The organism is Streptomyces sp. NPDC002156 (genome assembly GCF_053593675.1).
In genome coordinates, this window is the sequence record NZ_JBSFDA010000018.1 from 1 (window position 1) to 23,644 (window position 23,644).

General features: G+C 70.9%; 22 protein-coding genes. 8 read left to right on the forward strand and 14 right to left on the reverse strand.

Translation table 11 applies throughout. From position 1 onward, the window contains the following. Positions 1 to 422: 422 nt before the first annotated feature. Positions 423 to 836: a transposase gene (locus tag ACWCRB_RS10775; protein ID WP_450995720.1), complete on the forward strand. Its 414-nt coding sequence runs from the start codon at positions 423 to 425 to the stop codon at positions 834 to 836. Here the strand turns inward: ACWCRB_RS10775 and ACWCRB_RS10780 are convergent. The 4 genes from ACWCRB_RS10780 to ACWCRB_RS10795 form a co-directional block, all read right to left on the reverse strand. After that, positions 833 to 1,090 carry a DUF6221 family protein gene (locus tag ACWCRB_RS10780; RefSeq protein ID WP_450995721.1) on the reverse strand — a complete coding sequence of 86 codons (258 nt, stop codon included), beginning with the start codon at positions 1,088 to 1,090 and terminating at the stop codon, positions 833 to 835. The genes ACWCRB_RS10775 and ACWCRB_RS10780 overlap by 4 nt on opposite strands. A 190-nt stretch (positions 1,091 to 1,280) precedes the next feature. After that, positions 1,281 to 1,691 carry a PIN domain-containing protein gene (locus tag ACWCRB_RS10785; protein ID WP_450995722.1) on the reverse strand — a complete coding sequence of 137 codons (411 nt, stop codon included), beginning with the start codon at positions 1,689 to 1,691 and terminating at the stop codon, positions 1,281 to 1,283. Next, positions 1,688 to 1,909, reverse strand: coding sequence for a type II toxin-antitoxin system VapB family antitoxin (locus tag ACWCRB_RS10790; RefSeq protein WP_450995723.1), 222 nt, complete (start codon positions 1,907 to 1,909; stop codon positions 1,688 to 1,690). The genes ACWCRB_RS10785 and ACWCRB_RS10790 overlap by 4 nt, the downstream gene beginning before the upstream one ends. A gap of 433 nt (positions 1,910 to 2,342) precedes the next feature. Further along, positions 2,343 to 3,227 carry a helix-turn-helix transcriptional regulator gene (locus tag ACWCRB_RS10795; RefSeq protein WP_450995788.1) on the reverse strand — a complete coding sequence of 295 codons (885 nt, stop codon included), beginning with the start codon at positions 3,225 to 3,227 and terminating at the stop codon, positions 2,343 to 2,345. Between the two features lie 234 nt (positions 3,228 to 3,461). Here ACWCRB_RS10795 and ACWCRB_RS10800 point away from each other — a divergent pair, with 234 nt between their 5' ends. Then, the gene (locus ACWCRB_RS10800; RefSeq protein ID WP_450995724.1) at positions 3,462 to 4,910 is read left to right on the forward strand and encodes an MFS transporter; all 1,449 of its coding nucleotides are present in this window, start codon (positions 3,462 to 3,464) and stop codon (positions 4,908 to 4,910) included. A 114-nt stretch (positions 4,911 to 5,024) separates the two neighbouring features. On the opposite strand, the gene ACWCRB_RS10805 is transcribed toward ACWCRB_RS10800, so the two are convergent. The 3 genes from ACWCRB_RS10805 to ACWCRB_RS10815 all read right to left on the reverse strand — a co-directional run bounded on the left by ACWCRB_RS10805 (position 5,025) and on the right by ACWCRB_RS10815 (position 8,056). After that, on the reverse strand, positions 5,025 to 5,435 hold the full coding sequence (locus ACWCRB_RS10805) for a PIN domain-containing protein (RefSeq protein WP_450995725.1): 411 nt from the start codon (positions 5,433 to 5,435) through the stop codon (positions 5,025 to 5,027). 216 nt (positions 5,436 to 5,651) lie between these two features. Further along, positions 5,652 to 6,950, reverse strand: coding sequence for an MDR family MFS transporter (locus ACWCRB_RS10810; protein ID WP_450995726.1), 1,299 nt, complete (start codon positions 6,948 to 6,950; stop codon positions 5,652 to 5,654). After that, entirely contained in the window at positions 6,947 to 8,056 is a 1,110-nt protein-coding gene (locus ACWCRB_RS10815; RefSeq protein ID WP_450995727.1) for a PLP-dependent cysteine synthase family protein, read from the reverse strand. The genes ACWCRB_RS10810 and ACWCRB_RS10815 overlap by 4 nt, the downstream gene beginning before the upstream one ends. A gap of 1,471 nt (positions 8,057 to 9,527) precedes the next feature. On the opposite strand from ACWCRB_RS10815, the gene ACWCRB_RS10820 reads away from it, so the two are divergent. From ACWCRB_RS10820 to ACWCRB_RS10835, 4 genes are all read left to right on the forward strand, one after another. Continuing rightward, the gene (locus ACWCRB_RS10820; RefSeq protein WP_450995728.1) at positions 9,528 to 9,977 is read left to right on the forward strand and encodes a hypothetical protein; all 450 of its coding nucleotides are present in this window, start codon (positions 9,528 to 9,530) and stop codon (positions 9,975 to 9,977) included. 73 nt (positions 9,978 to 10,050) lie between these two features. After that, positions 10,051 to 11,658 carry a multicopper oxidase family protein gene (locus ACWCRB_RS10825; RefSeq protein ID WP_450995729.1) on the forward strand — a complete coding sequence of 536 codons (1,608 nt, stop codon included), beginning with the start codon at positions 10,051 to 10,053 and terminating at the stop codon, positions 11,656 to 11,658. Positions 11,659 to 12,243: 585 nt separating this feature from the next. After that, on the forward strand, positions 12,244 to 12,435 hold the full coding sequence (gene tgmA, locus ACWCRB_RS10830; protein WP_369036844.1) for a putative ATP-grasp-modified RiPP: 192 nt from the start codon (positions 12,244 to 12,246) through the stop codon (positions 12,433 to 12,435). A gap of 14 nt (positions 12,436 to 12,449) precedes the next feature. Continuing rightward, positions 12,450 to 13,406 carry an MvdC/MvdD family ATP grasp protein gene (locus ACWCRB_RS10835; protein WP_450995730.1) on the forward strand — a complete coding sequence of 319 codons (957 nt, stop codon included), beginning with the start codon at positions 12,450 to 12,452 and terminating at the stop codon, positions 13,404 to 13,406. A gap of 33 nt (positions 13,407 to 13,439) precedes the next feature. Here the strand turns inward: ACWCRB_RS10835 and ACWCRB_RS10840 are convergent, their stop codons facing one another. After that, complete coding sequence (locus ACWCRB_RS10840; protein WP_450995731.1) at positions 13,440 to 13,583, reverse strand: hypothetical protein; 144 nt, start codon at positions 13,581 to 13,583, stop codon at positions 13,440 to 13,442. A 101-nt stretch (positions 13,584 to 13,684) separates the two neighbouring features. After that, complete coding sequence (locus ACWCRB_RS10845; protein ID WP_450995732.1) at positions 13,685 to 14,335, reverse strand: DUF1877 family protein; 651 nt, start codon at positions 14,333 to 14,335, stop codon at positions 13,685 to 13,687. 761 nt (positions 14,336 to 15,096) lie between these two features. On the opposite strand from ACWCRB_RS10845, the gene ACWCRB_RS10850 reads away from it, so the two are divergent. Then, the gene (locus ACWCRB_RS10850; protein ID WP_405536140.1) at positions 15,097 to 15,702 is read left to right on the forward strand and encodes an RNA polymerase sigma factor; all 606 of its coding nucleotides are present in this window, start codon (positions 15,097 to 15,099) and stop codon (positions 15,700 to 15,702) included. Positions 15,703 to 15,791: 89 nt separating this feature from the next. Beyond that, entirely contained in the window at positions 15,792 to 16,601 is an 810-nt protein-coding gene (locus ACWCRB_RS10855) for a hypothetical protein (protein ID WP_450995733.1), read from the forward strand. A gap of 188 nt (positions 16,602 to 16,789) precedes the next feature. Here ACWCRB_RS10855 and ACWCRB_RS10860 read toward each other — a convergent pair whose 3' ends face one another. The 5 genes from ACWCRB_RS10860 to ACWCRB_RS10880 all read right to left on the reverse strand — a co-directional run bounded on the left by ACWCRB_RS10860 (position 16,790) and on the right by ACWCRB_RS10880 (position 23,591). Beyond that, complete coding sequence (locus tag ACWCRB_RS10860; protein WP_450995734.1) at positions 16,790 to 19,591, reverse strand: alpha/beta hydrolase family protein; 2,802 nt, start codon at positions 19,589 to 19,591, stop codon at positions 16,790 to 16,792. Between the two features lie 498 nt (positions 19,592 to 20,089). Further along, the gene (locus ACWCRB_RS10865) at positions 20,090 to 20,284 is read right to left on the reverse strand and encodes a deoxyribodipyrimidine photo-lyase (RefSeq protein WP_450995735.1); all 195 of its coding nucleotides are present in this window, start codon (positions 20,282 to 20,284) and stop codon (positions 20,090 to 20,092) included. Between the two features lie 16 nt (positions 20,285 to 20,300). Next, positions 20,301 to 21,812, reverse strand: a complete 1,512-nt coding sequence (locus ACWCRB_RS10870; protein ID WP_450995789.1) for an SDR family oxidoreductase — start codon at positions 21,810 to 21,812, stop codon at positions 20,301 to 20,303. A 229-nt stretch (positions 21,813 to 22,041) separates the two neighbouring features. Continuing rightward, complete coding sequence (locus tag ACWCRB_RS10875; RefSeq protein ID WP_450995736.1) at positions 22,042 to 23,055, reverse strand: NAD(P)/FAD-dependent oxidoreductase; 1,014 nt, start codon at positions 23,053 to 23,055, stop codon at positions 22,042 to 22,044. Further along, on the reverse strand, positions 23,052 to 23,591 hold the full coding sequence (locus ACWCRB_RS10880) for an isoprenylcysteine carboxyl methyltransferase family protein (RefSeq protein WP_450995737.1): 540 nt from the start codon (positions 23,589 to 23,591) through the stop codon (positions 23,052 to 23,054). The genes ACWCRB_RS10875 and ACWCRB_RS10880 overlap by 4 nt, the downstream gene beginning before the upstream one ends. Positions 23,592 to 23,644 lie beyond the last annotated feature (53 nt).

The window sequence follows — 23,644 nt, forward strand, 5'->3', positions numbered from 1 at the left end:
CGCCGCGCTCGACCTCACGCTCACCGAGGACGAGATCGCCGCACTGGAAGCCCCCTACACCCCACGCCTGCCCACCTACTTCTGATCGGCCGACCGAGGCCGGGCCCGCAGCGCGGGGCCGACCACCGTCGAACGCCCAGAGTCGTCGCCAGCCCGCGGGCGGCCGCGCCGGTCGCCCCGGTAGCCCGTTGACCCGTCTCGGCCCGTCCGGCGCCATCCAGCCCGGCCACGTCTTCGACCGCAGCTTCATCCTCGGCCAGACCTCCGACGCCCACCAGGACATGAGCGACCGCCAGGTGCTCAAAGCTGGCGCTGGTCTCAGTTCTGGTCTCGTTCGCCCCCGTCCGGCGCCGTCCCATGGGCTTGATCCGCTTTGACGGACATCCGAGATCAGGGGTGCAGTCCCCGGGAGGATGTCCATCATGCAGAGCATGGGGAAGAAGAAGCCTCGGCCTCGCTGTTCGTTCACGCCGGAGTTCAAGGCCGAGATCGTCGAGCTGTGCCGACGTGGTGACCGCTCGGTCGGTCTGATCGCCAAGGACTTCGACCTGACCGAGACCGCGGTGCGGCTGTGGGGCAGCCAGGCCGAGGTCGAGGCGGGCGAGCGCGATGGTCTGACCAACAGTGAGGCGGAGAAGCGAGACGGTCACAACGTCAAGCGGACGTGTGAACTGCTTGCAGGTCGTGCGCATAGCGTGCCGCAAGAGCGGACAACTACGGTCAACAGCGGCGCCCGCGATCCCGGATCCGTGGCTGCTCAATTGGCGTTGGCGTACGGCCACGGAGAGTACGCATCGCAAGCACACCAGTGGGGCCGCCTCGGGGCTGACCGCTAGGGTCGCCACTCCTGACGGTAGCCAGGGTGCTCGGCGTACGACTGGGCGAGGACGCGAAGCGCGTACGCAAGACCAACAGTGCGCGGGTCCGTGGGAGCCATCCCCTTGAAGTCTCGCGCCAGCATGTCGATCAGGTCGAGCATGGGCAGATGGCTGCCGAGGAGGGCCTCGCCACCGAAGGTGTGCGCGATATGGGCATACGCGTGATTGTCTTCCTCGTTGCGCGCACGGAGGAACACCAGAAGGTCGTCCACAGGGTTCATCCTCGCGCGCCGTCCACTCGACCTGTTCGCTTGGAACCCGGTCCTGAGGGTGCCTCGTCCATCGCCTCCGGCATGGATCCGAGGCTTTACGGCGACCAAGCTGCCGGCCGGTCCACCGACGACCACAGGCCCCCTGTTCGCAGAACCCACCATCCGCGGCCTGTCGGGCGACAGAGGCACGTCAGGCAACGTCGTGGATGTCGTGCTCGGTGAGGTCAGATGCGTGCCGGGCGATGGTGCCGTAGTCCGCGTCGTCGTGGAGGACGGCCAGGCCATGGTGGGCAGCAGTGGCGGCGATGACGAGGTCCACCGCCGAGGCGCTGCGATGCTCCCCGGCCTGGGCCATGCGGTGTTGCACCGCGCTGATCCACCGTCCGGCGTTCTTCGGTACTGCCACGTCGTGACAGAGGTCGGAGAACATCTCCGCGATCTCGTCGTACTCGCGACGGTCTCGGGCGCTGTACAGAAATTCGGCGCGCTGCACATAGCAGGACGCGACGGCCCCGGCATCGATCGCGTCATACCAGGCCGACTGCAGTTTCGGCTCACGGAGCAGCCGGACCAGGCCGGATGTGTCGAGCAGGTAGATCACCGGCTGTGCTTCTCCGCCCGGTGCAAACGCTCGGCATCCTCGATGGCACCCCACTGGCGCGCCCGCTCGAAGTGACGGCCTATGCGCGCCGCACGCTCCTGCTGATCAGCGTAGAAGTTCAGAGCGAGATTGACCGCTTCCTTCTTGGTCCGGACGTGCGCCAGCGCCATGGCGCGTTCCAGGGCGTCGTCGTCGATGTCGATCTGAGTCACGGACATGCCATGCCTCCCACGAAATGTTGGTGATGTACATAGAAGAATACGTCACCAACATTTACGGGTCCACGATGCGGTCCGGTCGGTGCATGCCCTGCGTGCTGTACGGCCCGGCTGCCGGCCCCTCCCACTCCCGCGCCCACAGCGTGCCCGTAAGAGCGGACAAACACGGTCGACAGCGGTGTCACCAAGCACTCACGCCTGCAGCGGCAGAATGAATCCGCGCAGGTCAGAAGCCATGTACCAGCCCAAGCGCCGTCGCTTCCCAAGCTGAGGGTGCGAGTTCGATTCTCGTCACCCGCTCCAGAAATCGCCCCCAGGTAAGCGGCCTGGGGGTTGTTTGTTGTCTCGTCCGGTTCGGGGGTGGCGTGCCCTCTGTGTGGACGGCCCACCGCAGCTCTCCTGGACGGCGAGCCATGCGCTGCTGGACCTCGCGTCATCGCCGTACCGCGGTCGGGTCCTCCGCCACCGGAGCCGTCGCGCTGCCGAGGAGCCGCAGGGCCGCCTCCGACGGGGAGCCGGGCTCGGCCGTGTAAGCGATAAGGCGTTGGCCGGAAGCACCGGGGATGACGAGGTTCTCGAAGCTGAGGTCCATCGGGCCGACCATCGGATGACGCAGGTGCTTCACCCCGGACGTGCAGGTGCGTACCGGGTGCCGGGCCCAGCGGGATGCGAACTCGTCGCAGTTCATGGTGAGTTGGCCGATGAGTTCCGCGAGGGAACGGTCGTCGGGGTGGCGGCCCGCGACCAGGCGCAGGGAGGCCACGCCGAGTTGGGCCTCCTCGTTCCAGTTCGTGAACAACTCCCGGTACTGCTCGTCCAGAAAGAGCATCCGGGTCAGGTTGGGGCGGGTGGCCGGCGCGTCGGGGCTCTCGGGCGGCAGATGTCCGGCGAGCAGGGCGTGCCCCATCCGGTTCCAGGCCAGGACGTCGTTGCGCCGGTCCAGGACGAGGGCCGGTACGTCGCTCATGGCCGCCAGCAGTTGCCGGGCCGAGGCGCTGGCATGCGCCACCCGGGGCGGAGTCGGCCGGGGCGAGGCGACGGCTGGGCGGGCGAGGTCCTTCAGATGGGCCGTCTCGTCGTCGGACAGGCGCAGGGTGCGGGCGATCGACTCCAGCACACCGTCGGAGGCGTTGAGTGCACGGCCCTGTTCGAGGCGGGTGTAGTGGGTGATGCTGACGCCCGCGAGCATCGACAGCTCCTCACGGCGGAGACCGGTGACGCGGCGGCGGTTCGGGGGCGGGGTGATGCCGACGTCCTCGGGGCGGAGCGCGGCGCGGCGGGACTTGAGGAAGTCTCCCAACTCGGACCGGGCGTCCATCCATGCCTCCAGGTCGGCGGAGTGCGACAGGCCGTGGCCGCTGGGCCACTGACTTCCCATGATGCCCGTCTGTTCCGAAGGCGGGGGCCGTGAGGGTGGTCCTGTGATGACTACCCTCCCGCCGGCTGTGCGGGACAGGGTTCTGGCTGGCGGTCCGGGCAACGACGAGCCTCTTCTCCGTAGCCGTAGCAGGCGTAGCCGTAGCCGCGCGTGAGAAGAAAGGGACTCGACGTCATGTCTGTCACTGATGCGGAGGCGGCCGGTACCGCGTCCGGCACCGCCGTCGGCCCAGCACCAACCGTGCTCACACCCCGGCTCCGGCTCGTCCTGGTGCTGCTGCTCGCCTCCCAGTTCATGCTGGCCGTGGACTTCTCCATCCTGAATGTGGCGCTGCCGGTGATCGGTGAGGGCCTCGACTTCTCGCTCGGGCACCTGCAGTGGATCGCCACCTCCTTCGCGCTGTGCGCTGCCGGCTTCACCCTGCTCTTCGGCCGGGTCGCGGACCTGTTCGGCCGTCGCCGCCTGTTTCTCGGCGGCCTCGTCCTCCTTGGTGCGGCCTCGCTCGTGGGCGGCCTGGCTCAGAGCCCGGAGGTACTGATCGCGGCCCGCGTCTGTCAGGGTCTGGCCACCGCAGCCGTCACCCCGGCCGGGTTGTCGCTGCTGACGACGTCGTTCCCGGAGGGTCCGCTGCGCGAGAAGGCGCTCGGCCTCAACGGGGCGTTGATGTCCGCCGGGTTCACCACCGGAGCCGTCCTCGGCGGCCTGCTGACCGACCTGCTGTCGTGGCGCTGGGCGTTCTTCATCAACGTGCCCGTTGCCCTCGCCGTGCTGGTCATCGCCCCGACGGTCATCAAGGAGTCCCGGCCCGAGGAGCGCCCGAAGCTGGACCTGCCCGGTGCCGTCAGCGTCACGCTCGGCCTGCTGGCCATCGTCTTCGGCCTCACCCAGGCCGGTGAGAAGGGCTGGGGGTCGGTGGACGCGCTGCTGCCGCTGGCGGCGGGTGTGGCGCTGCTGTTCGTGTTCTACGTCGTCGAGCGCAGGGTGTCCGCGCCGCTGGTGCCGCTCAGTGTGCTCGGCAAACGCTCCGTGGCCTGGGGCAACGTCGCCGGTCTGATCGCGTTCCTCACCGAGACCTCGCTGGTCTTCCTGCTGACGCTCTACCTGCAGGAAGTGCTCGGCTTCTCCGCGCTCGCCGCTGGCCTGTCCTTCGGCGTACTGGGCATCGGAACGGTCGTGGGCGGATCCGCGGCACCGCGGGTCATCGGGAAGATCGGCACCAGGCAGACGCTGATCGTGAGCGGCATCCTGCAGACCGTATTCACCGTGTCCCTGCTGGGCCTCGGCGACGACCGCTCGTGGATGTGGCTGGTGCTGGTCGCCACCTTCGCCGGTGGGGTCGGAAACATGCTCGTGATCGTGGGCTTCATGGTCACCGCCACCTCGGGCCTCGCCGACCACGAACAGGGCCTGGCCACCGGCCTCGCCACCATGACCCAGCAGGTCGGCATCACCATGGGTACGCCGATCATGAGCGCCGTCACCACCGCCGCCATGACCGGCAGCGGAGCCTCGGCCATCCTCGGCGGTCTGAAGGTCGCGATCGCGGTGAACGCCGCCATCGTGCTCCTCGGCACCCTCACCAGCGCCTTGTTCCTGCGCGGCGCCCGATCCAGCGCGCACTGACGACGGGCGGTACGGGCAGGGGCGCCGGTCTGCGGCCGGGTCGTAGCGGGAGAACGCTCGGCCGCCCATTCGGAAGACTTCCCCGTCTACAACCTGTGGGGCGGCGCAGGCACCTCAGACGATGTCGTGGACCTTGTGCTCGCTCAGGTCTGATGCATGACGGGCGATAGCGCGATAGTCGGCATCGTCATGGAGGACAGTCAGACCGTGATGGGCCGCGGTGGCGGCGATGACGAGGTCCACCGCCGACGCACTGCGATGTTCCCCAGCCTGGGCCATGCGGTGTTGCACCGCGCCGATCCAGCGCCCCGCGTTCTTCGGCACCGGCACGTCCGGGTAGAGATCAGTGAACATCTCCGTGATCTCGTCGTACTCGCGTCCGTTCCGGGCGCTGTGGAGGAACTCGGCGCGTTGCAGGTAACAGGATGCGATGGCCCCGGCATCGATCGCGTCGTACCAGGCCGATTGCAGCTTTGGATCGCGGAGCAGCCGGACCAGGCCGGATGTGTCGAGCAGGTAGATCACCGGCTGTGCTTCTCCGCCCGGTGCAGGCGCTCGGCGTCCTCGACGGCACCCCACTCACGCGCACGTTCGAAGTGACGGCTGATGCGCGCCGCACGCTCCTGCTGCTCGGCGTAGAAGCGCAGGGCGAGATTGACCGCTTCCTTCTTGGTCCTGACCTTCGTGGGGCGGGGCGAGCGGCGTTGAGCCCCTCGCCCCGCCCCGGGGGCGGGTTCCGGGTCAGACCGCCGTCGGCTGAGGCTCGGGGACCTCGCGGGTCAGGTGGCCGGCCCTGTCCAGTCCGTAAAGGGACCCGGCGCAGGCCAGTCCCAGGACGAGCAGCGCCAGCCAGGGCAGTGCGGACATGCCGGCCGACCGCGCGGCGTCGAGGGCGGCCCCGGTGAGCAGGTTGCCCAAGGTGATGCCGACACCGCAGATGGTGTTGTAGAGGCCGTAGTGCGTGGCGACGAGACGGTCGCCGGAGAGCCGGACGATGGTGTCCATCTCGAAGGGGTACGCGATCATCGTGCCCAGCGCCAGCAGCAGCGCGGCCAGCGTCGGCGGGACGGCGGCGAGCAGCCGGCGCCCCAGCCCGTCGTCCGGTATGGGCAGGGCCGTCGCCGCGAGCAGCGGCACGAAGGCCACGCCCATGCTCAACAGCCCCCAGGCCAGGGCCTGTCCAGGCTCCAGCCGGGCCTTGCACCAGGCGGTCACCCGGGTTTGGCCGAAGATCGTGGCCAGACCCGAGGCCGCGAAGAGCACAGCGACAGCCGCGGTCCCGAACTCACCGTCGCCGCCCAGGCGTCGGACCTCCAGTGGCAACGCCAGGTAGACCTGGAAGGACAGGACGTACGAGCCGATCATGGCCGTCGAGAAGAGCAGGAACGCGCGGTTGCGCAGGATCCCGGCCCACTGGGCCAGTACGCGCTCGCGCCCGTCGGGTTTCGCGTTCGCCGCGTCGTCCGCCCGCCGGGTGGGCAGCGAGCGGATCTGCACGACACTCAGCAGCGCGAAGACCGCCGCCGAGACGAGGCAGGTGATCCGGAAGTCGAAGCCGGTCAACAGCATCCCCACCAGCGGGCCGAGCAGGATGCCGGCCTGGTAGAAGACGTTGAAGAGGGCGAACGCCTCGATCCTGCGCTCCCCCGCGTCGGCCGCCAGATAGGCGCGTACGGCCGGATTGAACAACGCCCCCGCGAAGCCGGTCGCCGCCGAGGCGGCGAGCAGCGCGGGAACCGAGTCGACCAGGCCGAGGGTGGCGAAGCCGACGGTGCGCAGGAGGCACCCCGCGACTATCAGCGGCTTGTAGCCGAGCCGGTCGGCCAGGGTGCCGCCGATGAGGAACATGCCCTGCTGGCTGAAGTTCCGTACGCCCAGGATGAGTCCGACGAGCCAGCCGGCCAGGCCGAGGGAGCCGGACAGGTGGGCGGCCAGGTACGGCATCAGCATGTAGAAGCCGAGGTTGATGGTGAACTGGTTCACCATGAGCAGTTGGACGCTGCGCTCGTAGGAGCGGACCTGCGTGAGCGTCGTCTTCACCGCGCCCCGCCTTCGGTTCCGGTTGCGTCCGCCATCAGGGAGACGGGGTCGCTGACCGTCGTGCAGCGGGTCCAGCGGATGACTTCCTTCTCGTCGGGCCTGCCCACCACCTCCGGTTCTGGTGCGGGCGTCACCCCCAACAGCCCTTGTTCGGCGCAGTATTCGTCGTCATAGACGGTCTCCAGGTATCGCTGGGGTCCGTCGGGGAAGACCGCCACGATGCGGTTGCTCGCAGGGGCCGTACGGGCGAGCCAGCCGGCCACCAGCGCGACCGCGCCGACACTCCACCCGCCCGTGGCGTAGTGCGAGGAGGCCAACTGCCTGCACGCCCAGACGGATTCGGCCGGAGCCACCCAGTGCACCTCGCTGAAGTTCTCGTAGGCGACGTTGCGCGGGTAGATGCTGGAGCCGAGGCCGCGCATCAGGCGGGGCCGGGCGGGCTGGCCGAAGATGGTCGAGCCGACGGTGTCCACGCCCACCAGCCGCATCTCGGGGTACAGCTGGCGCAGGACGCGCGAGATGCCCGCGGAGTGGCCTCCTGTCCCGACGCTGCAGACCAGCATGTCGATGTGGCCCACCTGCGAGGCGAGTTCGAGGGCGAGCGGGGTGTAGGCGGACACGTTGTCCGGGTTGCCGTACTGGTCGGGACACCAGGCTCCGGGGCTTCGTGCCAGCAGTTCGTCGACCCGGTCACGGCGGGCCTGTTGCCAGCCGCCGGTGGGGTGCGGCTCGGGGACCATGTCGACAGTGGCCCCGTAGGCCGTGAGCAGCCGGGTCATGGACGGTTCCAGGCCAGGGTCGGTGACCAGGGTGACGGGGTGTCCGTAGACCATTCCGGCCAGGGCCAGGCCGAGGCCGAGCGTGCCGCTGGTCGACTCGATGACCGGACTTCCCGGGCGCAGGTCGCCTCGGGCGCGGGCCCGTTCGACCATGTGCAGGGCGGGACGGTCCTTGATGCCGCCGGGGTTGAAGCCCTCCAGCTTGGCCCAGAAGCCGCGGTCGGGCGGGGAGAAGGGCTGGGATACGCGCAGAACAGGGGTGTTGCCGACCAGCCCGGGGAGGGTGGAGACGGCGGGGGAAAAGTCACTCGTGGTCAGAGAGTGCATCTCTTTCGCTCTCGTTCGATGCGGACGCGTGCGGATGCTCATCTCGCGCGCCGGCGAGTGCGCGGCGCGCGGCGGGTCCGGCCGGGGCCGACCTGCCAGGACGGGCCTATATGCGCCACTGGCAGAGAGAGATGAGAGCGGACCGGCCGCCACTCGGCGGGAGTCTTCGCGCGGCGCCATGGGGATCGTGCGAGAGGCGGCCTGCCGCGTCCGTCAGCGACGCGGCGGCGGTCGCAGGCGATGAGACACGAGCCGAGGACTTCGAGAACGCGGCTGCCTCGGAAGGGGCATCGTGGCAACGGTCGGGAGTGTCCGATGCGTCGAGGATCTCGTCCTCGGAGTCATCCGGGGGCGACGGGGCTTCACTCGACGCGGCGGCCAAGTGACCGTACGGCTGCTCCGACGTATGGAACTGATCGCTGAGACACGTCAGCATCGCGAACAGCAGGGCGTACAGCGCGGCCCAGACGAATCGGTTCTTCCGGAGCGAACACGCCGTGTGGGCATGGATGGGGACGGTGGCAGGCGTGGGGAGCACAAGTTCTCCGTGCGGCGCTGCCCTGGCCGGAAGGATCACGGCAGAGCAGGGTTCAGTGGGGGGTGGTGGAAACAGTCGTCGACCATCCCCGCACCGCACCGAAGAACGCCAGGCGGAGGAGGTCGGACGCCAGAAGGCGCCGACCTAGATACGGAGAACCGCGGATTCCGCCGCATGCGCTACCGGGGCTGCGAAGTCCCGGGCTGCGGCGTGATGGGCGTGCACCGGCCGTGACAGGCCGTCGTCATCGCTCGCCGGGCTCAGCCCGGACAAGCAGGGCACACCGGCACCGGGCCCCTGCGAAGGCTGCCCGAGCGCGCACTCCCCACCGGCGTGGTGCTGCCCGTGACCCTCGTGGTGGCCCCCCGAGGGATCGAGGGGAATCTCGCCCGGGGACAGTGCCGAAGTGGCACTCGCAACCGTTTCGTGGTCCACGGTGGGCGTGAAGTGAGCGTCGGACACCGCGACGCCTTCGCCGGACGAGATGTGACGTACCGTCGCATCGGGGCTGACGACATGCGTATACAGCAGACCGAAGAGGAACAGGCCCAGGCCCACCATGCGCCACAGAACCGCTGTCGAGCGGCTCCGCTGCACACCGGAAGGCGACCAGGCCGTAATCACGCCGTGATCCTAACCCTCTCCCGGAAGCACTCTCGCCTCGAACGACGAGAGCACCGCGCAATCAAGCCATCCCGCGGGTGCGGCTGCCCTCTGGAGGAACCAACCTCGTTCAGGCCCACGGCACTTCACCGACTGCAAACAACGGTTTCGGCATCTTGCGGGCCACCGTGCGCGACATCCGGCAGAGCCTGGTCCTGCGCCTGTGACCGCCTCCACGACCCAGAGGCCAGGCAAACCCCACGGGGGTATATTGAGGGGCGACGGGCTCCCGCCCACGGGGCTCGGAGAGCAGAGGTCCGGGTGGAGGCGATGGCGGCACAGGCAGCCCGCGCGGGCGTCGTGCGCTGGGCGCGCGGCGTCGTCATCGCCCTGTGTGCCGCCCTGGCCGTGCTGGTCCACCACGAGACCGTCGCGGTCGCCGTCACTTCGATGCCCTCGGCCCCGCATGCCGGGCACGTCATGCCCGGCATGGCCTTCTCTCCGTCCGCTGTCGCGATGCCGATGAGGTCCGCCGCCGCCCACACGCACGTGCTCGGCGCGAGTCCGTCCGCGCACAGCTCTCCCCACAGCGCCTGTGCCACCTCGGGCATGCAGCACTGCAGCACCGCGAGCATCGAGGTGGTCAAGCTCGCCGTGCCGTCGCCGGGGCATGCCGGGCAGTCGGCAAACCCGGACCAGGTCCACGCCGGCCCGGTGTCCGCCGGGACGATCGGCCGCGCGCCGCCTGACCTGTCGGTCCTCTCCCAGCTGCGCATCTAGGCCGCGTCCACGGCACCCGTGTGCCGTCTCGCGTCCGCGACCCGCATGCAGCTCGAACAAGAGGACACACATCGTGAACAGCATCAACCGCCGCTCCGTCCTGCTCGCCGGACTCGGCGCCGCCGGCGCGGGCGCGCTCGCCGCCTGCAGCGACTCCGGCGGCAGCACCCCCGGCCTGGTCAGCCCGTCCGGCTCCGCCGTCGCCCGCGTGGAGAAGAAGCGGGCCGGCACCGGCAGGGAGCACAAGATCACCCTGGCTGCGGCGCCCGCCCTGCTCGACCTGGGCGGCGGCGTCAGGGCCAGGACCTGGGCCTTCGACGGCCGGACGCCGGGAAAGGAAACCCGGCTGTCCGCCGGGGACACCCTGGTCGCCGAACTCGCGAACCAGCTGCCGGGCAGGACCGCCACCTCGATCCACTGGCACGGCATCACACTGCGCAACGACATGGACGGGGTGCCGCCCGCCACCCAGACCCCGGTGCGGGCCGGAAGTACCTTCACGTACCGGTTCATCGCCGACGCCCCCGGCACGTACTTCTTCCACCCGCACGTCGGCGTCCAGCTCGACCGCGGCCTGTACGCCCCGCTGATCGTCGAGGACCCGCGCGAGCCGCTGGCGTACGACGACGAATGGGTGGTCGTCCTCGACGACTGGGTCGACGGCGTCACCGGTACCCCCGACGAGGTCTTCGCCGAACTCAGGCAGGGCATGGGCGGCATGAACATGGGCGGCGCCTCCGGCTCGGGCATGGAGGGCAACGGCATGCATCACATGGGAGACATGGCGGACATGGGTGAGGACGCGGCGTCCCCGTCGCCGTCCTCGTCGGGCGGAATGTCGTCGAAGTTCATGCTCATGGGCGCCGAGAGCGACCTGCTCGGCGGCGACGCCGGCGACGTGAAGTACCCGCACCACCTGATCAACGGCCGGGTGGCGACCGACCCGCAGGTCTACTCCGGCAAGCCCGGCCGCAGGGTGCGGCTGCGGATCGTCAATGCCGGCTCCGACACCGCCTACCGGGTCGCGCTCGGCGGCCACCGGCTGACCATCACCCACACCGACGGCTGTCCCGTCGAACACCGGCAGGTGGACGCCCTGCTCATCGGTATGGGCGAACGCTACGACGTCCTGGTCACCCTCGGTGACGGCGTCTTCCCCCTGGTCGCCGCGGCCGAGGGCAAGGACACGGGCGGCCTGGCCCTGGTCCGTACGGGTTCCGGCCGCGCACCGTCGGCGGCCGTACGGCCGAAGGAACTCAGCGGCCTGATCATCACCACTTCCCAACTCCGCGCAGCCGACGACGTACGCCTGCAGTCCGCAAGAACCGACGTCACGCACCGGATCAGGCTCACCGGCGGCATGATGCACTACAACTGGGCCATCAACGGCAAGCCCTTCGACATGGCCGACCCGGACGCCAACCCGATCCTGATCGAGGAGGGCCAGCGGGTACGGCTGGACTTCGTCAACGACACCACCATGTGGCACCCGATGCACCTGCACGGCCACACCTACCAGCTCGGTGACTCCGGTCCCCGTAAGGACACCGCGATCGTCCTGCCCAAGAAGAAGCTGTCCGTCTTCTTCGACGCCGACAACCCCGGCCAATGGATGCTGCACTGCCACAACGCCTACCACGGCGAGGCCGGGATGATGACGAACGTCGCTTACCAGACGTGATCACCTGCCTCTCGCGGTTCCAGGGGGTGTGGCGCCGGCGGACGCCACTGCCGCCGGCCGGTGACCCCTTCGCGTTCCGGATGACAGGCGGTGCGCTGCAGTGCCCCTGCGAGTGCGTGCCCTTCGGCTGCCCCCGGAGCGCGAGCAGACCGCCGTCGACCGACTGCGGTGGACGCTCGACGAACTCGGGCTGCGCGGCAGGGCCAGCCGGCCGGATCCAGCGTGTACGCCGCCCCGCCGCGGGGACAGCCCCGACCGTGTCCGGGCACGGCAGTCCGTGCGGGCGCACGCGGCATTCGACCGACCGGCAGCCCATTGGCCGCAGCACACAGATGGGAGTCGCGGAGATCGCCCGGGAGTGAGGATGCCGTCACCCTTGGCGGCCCAGTGACGTTAAGGGCGCTCAATTCGATGGGTGACTCGTGGGGAGGGCGCAGGCAAGCGATGCACTGATGCAGGCGATGCGAATGAGGGCGACAGGCAATGTGATGACCTTCACCCGGATGTGGCAGAAAGTGATGAATTCCTTACGCAACAAGCGCGTAAGGGACTGTACGCAGGCAAGCGCGACTTTGGAGGTCTCAAGTGCGACCGTTCACCCTCAACTACACCTCCCCGAAGGTGCTTCGACCTGTGGTGACGCCGTACCGCTTCGATGCTTCGCGCCAGCTGAACGTGCTTCCCGACGGCCGCCCGGCCGTCAGCGACCGGGACCTGCTCCTGGCGACCGGCACGACGACCTCCACCGCCGGTTCCCAGACCCACTTCGACGACTGACGACCGGTAGCCGCATGACCGTGCTGATCCTCACGTCCGAGGAGGACGTGACCGCCGACATGGTGGTGGCCGAGCTGCACGAGACGGGGACGCCCGCGATACGGCTGGACCCCGCCGATCTGCCGGGCAAGGCCGTGTTGTCCGTCGGCTACGCCCACGGCGACTTCGACGGCCACCTGTCGGTGAACGGACGTGTGCTCAGCACGAGAGGTCTGCGCTCCGTATGGGTGCGCAGGCCCGGCGAACCGGCCGCGCACGCGGCACACCCCTCGCCGTGGCTGACCGCCGAGACCCGTCAGGCCCTGTTCGGAATGCTCCACTCCGCCTCCACGCGATGGATGAACCATCCGCGCAACGCCGACCAGGCCCGCCTGAAGCCATGGCAGTTGAGAGTCGCTCACCTCAGCGGCTTCGCCGTACCACCGACGGTCTTCACCACCTCGCCGCGCCTGGCACAGCAGTTCGCCGAGGACCACCGGGACGTGGTGGTGAAGTCCGCCTCCGGGCCGCCACCCGGCGATCCCGGACTGGCCCTGCCCACCACCCTGATCGGCCCCGACGCGGACTTCTCCGCCGTGGCGGCCGGTCCCGCCCTGCTGCAGCGGTATGTACCCAAGCGCGCCGACATTCGTCTGACCTGCGTCGGTACCCGGCTGTTCGCCGCGCGGAAGACGGCCGAGCCCGGCCAGGTCGACGGGCGCTACGGCGACACCGAGCACGCCTGGGAGGCGGTCCCGGTACCCGAACGCATCGGCAAACCGGTGCTCGACTACGTCGCCCTTGCCGGACTGGCGTACGCCGCCTTCGACTTCGCCGAGGACGAGGACGGCATCTGGTGGTTCCTGGAGTGCAACCAGGGCGGCCAGTTCGGCTTCGTCGAGCTGGCGACCGGCCAGCCGATCTCGGAGGCGGTCGCCCGGTGGCTGTCACAGCCCAAGGGGGAACACCACCGTCCCGAGAGGCACTGGTGAGGGAGCGCGGCCGGACGGCTCTGCCAGGTCGGATCAGAGGCCTGCCCGGTCGATGTCCGCGCTCCGCGCCGTCCCGTCGGGGAACCGGACGGCGGTCGCCCCGGTGATGCGGCTGCCGGCGAAGGTGAGCCGCACCTGGAACGGGCCGTACTTCGTCCGTTCCGTGGCCCCGGTCACGGAACGGGTGGTGGGCGCGGCCGAGGTCGTCCTCTGTCGTCCTCGGAGCAGCGGGGGTGCGAGTTCGGTTCCCGTCTCCCGATCCATGATGGAACCCCAGGTCAGCGGCCTGGATTTCGTTTGTTGTCGAGGATCTCCAGAGGCGTCGGGCCGTACCCGGAATGCCTTGCGGCGGCTCGGCCGGCGTACGGCGCGGAAGCCAGGGTCTCCTGATCGGGCTCGGCGGTGGCCGTGGAGGAGTCCGCGTGCCGCGTGCTCCAGGCCGGCAGCCACTTCACCACCGCGTCTCCGCACGCGGCCGTCTGCGCGTAGAACTCCGTCAGCTCCCGATGCGCCGCCGCGAAAACGCCCCGCGTGTCGGGCTCCGCGGTGACGCCGCCGTAGCGCGGCAGCAGTTCGTCGCGGGCGAAGGCCCACAGCGTGTCGAAGTCGGCCGTCGTCAGGAATCTGGCCACCCGGTGCGCCTGGCCCGCCGTCAGCACCAGGAACGGCGGCTTGTACCGATCGAGGTGGAACACCGGCCGGCCGCCGAGCACCACCTGGGCCTGGGGTCGGTCCTCCGCGTGGTGCGGGGGATCGCCGGCGTAGAGGAGTTCCTGGTCCAGACATCGGTTGTCCAGCACCTCCTCGTGGCGCCGGCCGACGAGGTGCCGGACGGTGTCCGAGTCGTCCACGAACAGCCGTTCCAGCCAGGTCGCGCTGTTGCGCAGTGCCGGAGGCCGCACCGCTCGCAAGTGGAAGTAGAGGCTCATCACAGAAGGAGCGCACGGGGACGCCGGAGCATCACTCCGCCCGGCGCACGCCGTGTTCCGGAAGCCCCCCGGCCGTCGTGCGGCAAGGTGGGAGGCGGCTCTGCGCCGGTTGTCGGAACCCCGGAGAACCGGGTGACAGATCACCTGCCGACCCTGCTGCGCGGCTTCGGGGCGTACGCGGGTGAGGTGATCGTCCGCCGTCGGTCCGAACGGCGTGCGGGGCGGCCGGACCCCATGCAGTGGTCCGGGTCCGGCCGCCCCTGTCCCTCTCCATGTCGCTCCCGGGGGGACCAGAGCGGCGCGGAGAGAGTTCCGGGAGTGGTCGTGGCACCGACGTCCGGCCTGGCGATCACCGATCACCGTCGGGTGGTCCGGTGCGGACTCGGTACTCACACAGCGCACGGCCGGCGCGATACGTCACCCGTCCGGGACGGCACGGGTTGCGAACGGGTGTCCGAGCACCGGATTCGCCGGACTTCGCTGAGCCGTGACGCCGTCCGGTCCGGCGTACGGATCGGCTCAACGTCCTTACGTCGCCGTTTCCTTGGAGCTGCCGACGGCCCTCACGGCCTCGCCGCCCACATGGCAGGAGCTCCGACGACCACGTGAGGGACGCCTGCTGCGTGGTGACACTTCCGTGAGAACGCGCGCTGGTCTCAATGGGGCCGTCGATGCCAACGGGGCTCGCCGGACAGAACGGACTCGCTTTGAACCAGGTGCGAACGAGGACAGTCTTGGGCCAGGCACGGCAATCCCGCCGCGTGCAGACGTACGACGGGGAATTGGGCGCGGCAGTCGCGCGGGCCCAGGACGGGGACGAGACCGCCTTCGCGGTCGCCTACCGGATCGTGCAGCCGGGCCTGCTCGGCTATCTGCGCGGATTCGTCGGCGAGGACGCGGAGGACGTGGCGTCCGACGCCTGGCTGGAGATCGCCCGTGACCTGGGACGGTTCAAGGGGGACGGGGCCGGTTTCCGCGGCTGGACAGCGACCATCGCCCGGCACCGGGCACTGGACCATCTGCGCCGCCAGCGTGTGCGGCCCCGGTCGGGAGGGACCGAACAGGACGTCCTGAACCTGCCCGGCCGGCACAGCACCCATGACGAGGCGCTGGAGACCCTCTCCACCGAGCGGGCCCTGGAACTGGTCCGCGGGCTGCCGAAGGACCAGGCCGAAGCCGTGCTCCTGCGAGTCGTTGTCGGCCTTGACGGTCCCGCCGCCGCGCGCGTCCTCGGCAAGCGCCCGGGAGCGGTGCGCACCGCCGCCCACCGAGGTCTGAAACGCCTCGCCCACCAGTTGGGCGTCGGGGGCCAGGTGGCAGAGGGTGTGACGGATGAGGCGTCCCGGACGCTGGGGGAGTCGAAGTGAACGACGCCCGCGGCAGTGGGCCGGCGGACGGGCAGCAGGGCCCGGAACGCCAGGTGAATCGAACATGTCGGACAGGAACGGAAGCGGACATGGGTGAACGGCTGAGCGGCGACGGAGTGCCGGGCCGTCGATGTGTGCACCCTGACGACCCCGTGTCCGCCCCGTGGGACGTGTGCGACGTGCGTGACGACACCGCGCTGGAGACGGCGCTGGCCACCGTCCTGCGCGGAGCCGATCTCGCCCCCGAGGCCGAGCAGCGGGCCGTGGCCGCCTTCCGGGCCACCCGTGGCACGGACGCGCATCGGGCACGTACCCGGCGCCGGGACGACTGGCGACTGCCCGCGGAGCGGCGAACCGCGCGCCGTGTGAAGACGACGTTCGCCGCCGTGTTCGCCAGCCTCGCCCTGGGCGGTGTCGCCGTCGCGGCCATCGGTTCGGCCGGCTCGTCCACGGACGGCGCCGGTGCCGGCCGGAAGACCGCTCACCCCTCGATGTCCGCCCCGGCACGGCCGAGCGGTGAGACCTCGTCGGCTTCCTCCGGCGGCGTCGGACCGACGGACGGATCGGCCGCCGCCCAGGACACCGAGGCCCACTGCCGCGCCTACCAGCAGGTCAAGGACCGTGGCAAGGCGCTCGACGCCACGGCCTGGCAGCGACTCGTCGCGGCGGCGGGCGGCGGGGGCAAGGTCGACGCGTACTGCGCCGAGCAACTGGCGCAGGCGACAGCCGCACCGGGCAGGTCCGGCGACGGGGGCAAATCCGGCAAGGGCGCCGCGGACGCCGGCACGGGCACGGCGGGCAACTCCGGCACCTCGGGCAACGGGAATTCCGGCAACGACTCCGACGGCGCGGAAAACGGGACCGGCAACGGCAAGACCGGCGGCGGGAAGGCCGAGTAGGGACGGTGGCCATGTGGCAGCGACCCGGACGTACGTGCGGTCGCCCGGACCAGGGACCGCGCCGGCCCGGTTGCCCGCGTCCGATGAGCGCCGTCGCAGTGGGCAGCGTGGCAGTGTCGTCGGCCCTCCCACCAGGAGCGGGAGGGCCGACGGCACCTCATGGAGCCTCGGACGGTACGGGGGCTCCGCTAAGCGGCGTCACGTACCGTGCCGGTGAACTCCGGGCCCTCGATCGCCTCCCCGTTCGTGTCGTAGGTCCACAGGCGCAGTCGTAGCGACTCCGTGTCCTCGTTCAGGTGGTCGGTGATGGTGGGCACCGACATGTCGATGCTCAGGCTGCCCGCGGGTACTTCGGACATGAGCAGCGTGCCGTCCGGGAGGGCTGCGGACAGGGGGCGTTCGGGGTCCGGTGAGGCACCGAAGTACTCGTCCAGCCAGGTCGCGGGGACGTCCGTTGTGGACAGTTCGGTGCCGTCGGATACGGGGAGCAGCTGCAGGTCCGTCCATGTGGCCACGTCGGCGGGGGCGGAGAGGGTGATCCGCCAGACCAGCGGTTGGCCCTCGGTGACCTGGTCCGCGACCGGTGCCATGGTCACCGTGGGCTGGGGGTCGTCGTTCTGCGCGGTGACGCCGCCCAGGTAGGAGCCGACCACCGCGCCGCGTACCGTCTTGACGGCCACCCGGTGGAGGTCGTCGGAGCTGTAGCGGGTGTTGCCCTCGACCGTCACCGGCACGTCGACTCGGGTGCCCGCCCTGACCTTCACCGTACGTGCGACCAGGTGGTCGCTGCCCGGCTCGGCCACGAACAGCCGGACCTCGCCGACGCCCGACCCGGAGACCTGTACCGGCACCTGGTAGGTGCGCGTGCCGGAGTCGCCTTCCATGACGGTCAGGTGGCCTACGTCCACGCGCGCGAGCTGCGCGGGCTCGACGACGGGGGTGCCGGGGCGCCAGCCGTAGGCGTCCACCAGCCATGCCGTACCGGACTCGGTGCGCGGGGTCAGGTGGAGGGTTTTGACGTGACCCAGGTCGATGCGCTCCCGGGTGGCGGCGGACAGGGGTACGCGGACCTCACGTGCCCAGTAGGAGGAGGTGCGGGAGGTGCCCGGCACGCCGTCGACGCGGACCCGGCCGAGGTCCGCCCGCTTGCCGGAGGTGTCGGTGAGGGCGACGTCCAGTTCGGTGCCGGTGGTGTTCGGGGGGACGATCACGCGCAGGCTCAGCGAGGCCGCGCCGGGCAGGGAGACCGGGTGGGCGGGGCTCAGATCGGTGGCGGTGCCGGGGCGGCTCCAGGTCATGGCCAGCGCGTACCGGTCCGGCTCCTTGCCGGGGACCGCCCTCCGCCACTGGGCGAAGTGCGGGGAAGCGGTGATGAGGGCGGGGTTCAGGCAGGAGACGTTCGGGTCCGGGTCCACCTGGGCGCACAGCCGGCCGCCGCCGTCGACCGTGGCGGAGGAGTCGGGGAGGAAGGCTCCCGCGCGGGCGGCGCCGACTGCGTGGGTGAGGACGCGGGCGGGGCCTGCGGAGGCGGCACGTGCCGGGGAGCCGTCGAGCAGCGGGCGGGTCCGGTCGTCACCGGCGACGAACAGCCGGGCCGCGGCGGCTATGTACGTCGAGCCCGCCTTCTGCTGCTGCTCGGCGGTGAGCCGGGTGGCGGTGTCCGGCGAGCACAGCGGGTCGTGCTCGTCGCCGCCGTAGGAGAAGTCGTCGTCGGCCGGTGCCGTGGCCTGGCCGGGGGTCCACTCGCTGTTGAAGTAGTTGTGGTTCGCACCCGTCATGTAGACCGCGCTGTGCAGGGCCTTGCCGCGGCTGACCCCACGGGTGCCGTCGACGTAGTACTCGCCCTGGAGGTCGATGACGTCTCCGTCGCAGCCCGGCAGGATCGTCACCGACGGCACGTCGGGGGCGGGGTTCTGGCCGAAGATCGTGGGGCCTATGAGGACGGTTCCGCGTATCGTCCAGCGGGTTTCGCCGTGGTAGCCGTCCTGGCCGGCGGGCGGCGGGGTGAGGCTGTCCAGCGCGGCCCTGTCGGCGCCCTCACCGCCACGGGAGTGGCCCACCAGGAGCACACGGCCGAGGTCGGCGCGGGGCGCCCGTCGTACGACCTCGGGGGCCGTGGACGGGTCGGCGGCCCAGTCCGCCCAGTGGGCCAGGTGCAGCCGTATCAGCGAGGAGCGGGCCTGGGCGCCGGCGTCGTCGGCCTGCCAGTCCTGGGCGTTGACGGAGTTGGCCGAGATCGAGACCGTCACATAGCCCTGGGAGGCCAGGAGTTGCTGGTCGTGGAGGTAACCGCGGTAGCTCGGCACCGACTCGTAGTCGGCCGGGCACGGCCACTCCAGGGTTGCGTCGTCGCCGCTGAAGCAGGTCACGTGGCGCCCGTGGAGGAACAGTGCCAGCGGGCGGCTGCCGGTGGCGTCCTCCGGCGCGACCACCACGGCCTTCATCTCCACCTCGGTGTCGTAGCCGGGCAGGTGGACCGATGGCAGGGAGTACTCACCGCTGGTCGTACGGAACGAGCCGGGCACGCCGGGGTCGACCTTGTTCACGGTCGCCGTCCGGGGCAGGCGCGACGGATCTGACGAGCTGTCAGATCTGCGGCGCTCACTGGCCGCGTCGTTCGCTCCGGCCGCGTCCAGACGGCGGCCCGCGGCCTCGACCCGCAGGTCGTCCGACCTTCCGAGGCGCACCCCGTCGAGCGGCAGCCGGAAGGTGCGCCCGTCCGCGGCGGGTCTGGGGATGCCCAACAGGCGTTCCCCGCTGCGGAACTCGACCTGGGCATCGCCCACCGGCACCTTCTCGGGCGAGCGCCACACCAGCTCTGCGGACTTTCCGGAGCCGGTGGTCAGCCAGCCCTCGGGAAGTCCCGGAGACGCGGGAGCGGACGGCCCCCCGGGCTCCGGTTCCGGCGCCGCCAGCGCCGTACCCGGCACCGCCAACGCCAGCGCGAGGGCCGCTGCCACAGCGGCCGTCACGCGCGAGACACGGATCACTTCTGTTCCTCCTCATGGTCAGTGCCCCGAGAGCCCCACGGGCCCCGGGCTCCCCCGACGCACCAAATGCAACACATCCGATCACCCTGTGACCTCCTCGCACAGCATTCGCACAACCTCTGTCCCTTTCGGGCAACAGAACACGTGTAATCAGGGGCAGTTGGGCTGTCGGCGCGCCAACATCCGTGCACGTGAAGGGTGTTCGGTGATCCCCGGTCGCGGGTACGGCGGCGCGCCCGCGCGCCAGGTGGCAAAGGGGCATGGCGTGCTGATGGTGGGCTCGCCACGGCGGAGGGCTGTACGCCGGCGGAGCACCGAGACCGCAGGTACACGTGCCGCGCGAGAAGCTCTGGGGCTTGTGCGCCGCCTGCGCGATCTGCACGACGACCGCGGAGAGTTCACCCCAGCTCTCGAACCGGCCACCACGCCACGGACTTCTCCGCCGCGGAATTCAGCCCGGACAGCCCGGAAGCCGTGGACGACTCCTGCGTGGCTTTATCAGTGGGTTCTGCTGCCGCTTGTCGTTGAGGGCGGGAGCCACTGGTGGTTCGGGACAGCGAAGCCGGCGCGGCGGATGCCGGTGTCGACGACGAAGAGCGGGGCCACGCGTTCCGCGTCCCTCAGAGCGGCCTGTAGGACCGGGTTGTCGTGCACCCGCAGGTCCGCGGTGAACAGGGCAACAGAGACGTGCACGGTTCCTCGATACCCCTCAGTGGGTGCGGGCCGGTTCGGGAGCGGCCGATTCGGCCGCAGCCGCGATGTTGCGGGCCATGCCGCCGAAGACCGCGGCGTGGAAGGGTGCCACGCCCCACCAGTAGGCGTGCCCGGCCAGGCCGTGCGGATGGAACAGGGCCCGCTGCCGGTACACCGTGCGGCCCTGGGGGTCCCGGTCGACGGTCATCTCCAGCCAGGCCAGGCCCGGCAGTCGCATCTCCGCGCGCAGCCGGAGCAGCTGGCCCGGCTCGATCTCCTCCACTCGCCAGAAGTCCAGGCTGTCGCCGACCCGCAGCCGGGTCGCGTCGCGGCGGCCCCGACGCAGGCCGACACCGCCCACCAGGCTGTCCAGCCAGCCCCGCAGGGCCCAGGCCGGCGGCGAGGAGTACCAGCCGTTCTCGCCGCCGATCGCCTCCACCACCCGCCACACCGCCTGCGGCGACGCCGCGACCGTACGTTCGCGGTGATCCGTGTAGAGGCTGCCGCCCGCCCAGTCGGGGTCGGTCGGCAGCGGGTCGCTGGGGGCGCGGGGAGTCGAGGCCGAGGACCACCTGGTGGCCACGTCCGCGTCCTGCACCCGCCGCAGAGCCAGCCGGATCGCCCGGTCGAGGGTGACCGGTCCCTCCGGCGGGTCCGGCACGTAACGGACGATGTCCCGCTCGGCGCAGACCACCTCGTGCTTCAGCGACTCGACCAGCGGGCGCGCGAGAGCGCCCGGCACCGGGGTGACCAGACCGACCCAGAGACTGGACAACCGGGGAGTGAGCAGCGGAACGGGGACGATGACGCGTCGCGGCAGTCCGGCGACGGCGGCGTACCGCCGCATCATCTCCTGGTACGTGAGGACATCCGGCCCGCCGATGTCGAAGGTTCGGTTCACGTCGTACGGCAGCCGCGCGCACCCCACGAGGAGGCGGAGCACGTCGCGGACGGCGATCGGCTGGATGCGGGTGCGCACCCAGCTCGGGGTCACCATCGCGGGGAGCCGCTCGGTCAGATGGCGCAGCATCTCGAACGAGGCAGAACCCGACCCGATGATCACGGCTGCCCGCAGTACGGCGGTCGGTACGCCCGAGGCCAGGAGGATGCGGCCCACTTCGGCACGGGACCGCAGATGGGGTGAGAGCGCGTGCTCGGGTACGCCGGCAGGGGTCAGCCCGCCGAGGTAGACGATCCGCCGGATCCCGGCAGCACGCGCCTGCTCCCCGAAGATCCTGGCCGCGCGCCGGTCGGTCTCCTCGAAACCCCGCCCGGTGCCGAGCGCGTGCACCAGGTAGTACGCGACGTCCATTCCCTCCATGGCCGCGCGCACGGACGCCTCGTCCGTCACGTCCCCGCGCACGGCCTCCGCCTGCCCTGCCCACGGATGGTCCCGCAGCTTGCCGGGCGAGCGGGCCAGGCAGCGTACCGAGTACCCGGCCGCCAGCAACTCCGGCACCAGCCTGCCGCCCAGGTAACCGGTGGCGCCGGTGACCAGACAGCGCGGCGGCCGCTCGTCGTCGGTCATGCCGATCGCACGCACGCCGGTCGAGTGCGCCCTGTCCGGCGACGGCCGGCGGACCCCGCAAGAAACGTCATGGCTCTCATGTCTTCCCGGGAGGTGCTCCACCGACGGGTTCTGTCGCTGTTCCCCTGAGGCCATGCTTGGGGCCGAGGGCGAGCACCGCAACCGCGTGGTCGCGACGAACACTCCGCCCGGCCAGGGGACCCGGGCGGTGTGCGGGTCCGGCCTGCCGTCACTGCAGTGCGTGGACCGCGGCTGAGAACACCGGGGGCATCCGGGACGCCGCGGGGACGATGAGGCGGGCGGTGCCGGGACGGCGGCCGGCGGTCAGCAGGGCTCCGGTCAGCAGTCGATGGCGCCGGGTCAGCCGGGCCCAGGCGCGCTCGTACGCGTCCGGTCGCCCGGCGGCCAGGCAGCGGACGGCGGCCCCGGCCGTCGCCAGCGCGAGAGCGATGCCCTCGCCGGTGAGGGCGTCCAGGTAGCCGGCGGCGTCGCCGACGAGCAGGACACGGCCGGCGGTTCTGCGCCGCACCCGCTGGCGCAGCGGTCCGGCGCCGCGTACCTCCGTCGCGGCCGAGCCGCGCAGCGAGGCGGTGAGAGCCGGGAAGGCGGCCAGGTGATCGTCGTACCGACGACGGCTGCGGCTGAGGACCGCGACGCCCACCAGGTCGTCGCCGACCGGTGTCACATAGGCCTCGCCGTGCCGGGACCAGTGGACCTCCACGAAGTCCGTCCACGGTTCGACGCGGTAGTGCCGCCGCAGTCCGTAGCGGCCGTGAGGGCGGTTCGGCAGTTCCAGTCCCAGGCTGCGGCGCACCGGGGAGTGCAGACCGTCGGCGGCGATCAGCCAACGGGCCGTGGTGTTGGCGGCGGTGACCGTGTCCGCGCTCTGGCGCACCTCGCCGACCTTGCCCGGCAGCATGCGCACGCCGAGGTCGAGAGCGCGCCGGTGCAGTGCGGAGTGCAGCGTCGTACGGCGGATTCCCAGCCCGTTGCCGCCACGGAAGGACGCTTCGGCGTGGGTGGTGCCGTCCAGGTAGCGGATGCCGCGCAGTTCGCGGCCGGTGACCTCGACGCCCAGTGCTCTCAGCGCGGCGACACCGCCGGGCATGACTCCTTCTCCGCAGGCCTTGTCCACGGGCGTGGTCCGGGGTTCGACGACGACGGCTTCCAGGCCGGCGAGCGCGGCGTGGATGGCGGCGGCCAGACCGGCCGGTCCGCCGCCGGCCACCAGTACGTCGATCACGCCGGAGCGGGTGCGGTCGGCGTGGTCGCGGCGGCCAGCGCCCGGTTCTCGCAGCGGACGCGGACGGTGAGCAGGGCGGCGTTGAGTACCGTGAACACGGCCGCGGTGACCCAGGCGGTGTGGACGAGCGGCAGGGCCACGCCCTCGGCGACGACGGCCACGTAGTTCGGATGCCGCAGCCACCGCCTGCGGTAGGGGCCGCCGGTCACCAGCGGCAGGCCGGGTACGACGATCACCCGGGTGTTCCAACGGGGTCCCAGGGTGTGGATGCACCACCACCGCAGCGCCTGTGCGCCCGCGAGCACGGCCAGCATGGGCCAGGCCAGGGCGGGTACGAAGGGGCTGTCGGCCAGCCACACCTCGGCCGGGCAGGCGATCAGCAGGCCGGTGTGGAGGGCGACCATCGCCGGGTAGTGACCCTGCCCGGTCTCGGTCGCGCCGCGGGCGGAGCTCCACCGTTCGTTGCGGCGGGCGACGACGAGTTCGGCGACGCGCTCGGCGGCGACGGCGGCCACCAGCAGTCCGTACCAGATCATGTGTCCCTATGTCCTTCGTGTCCCTATGTCCTTCGTGTCCTTCGTGTCCTTCG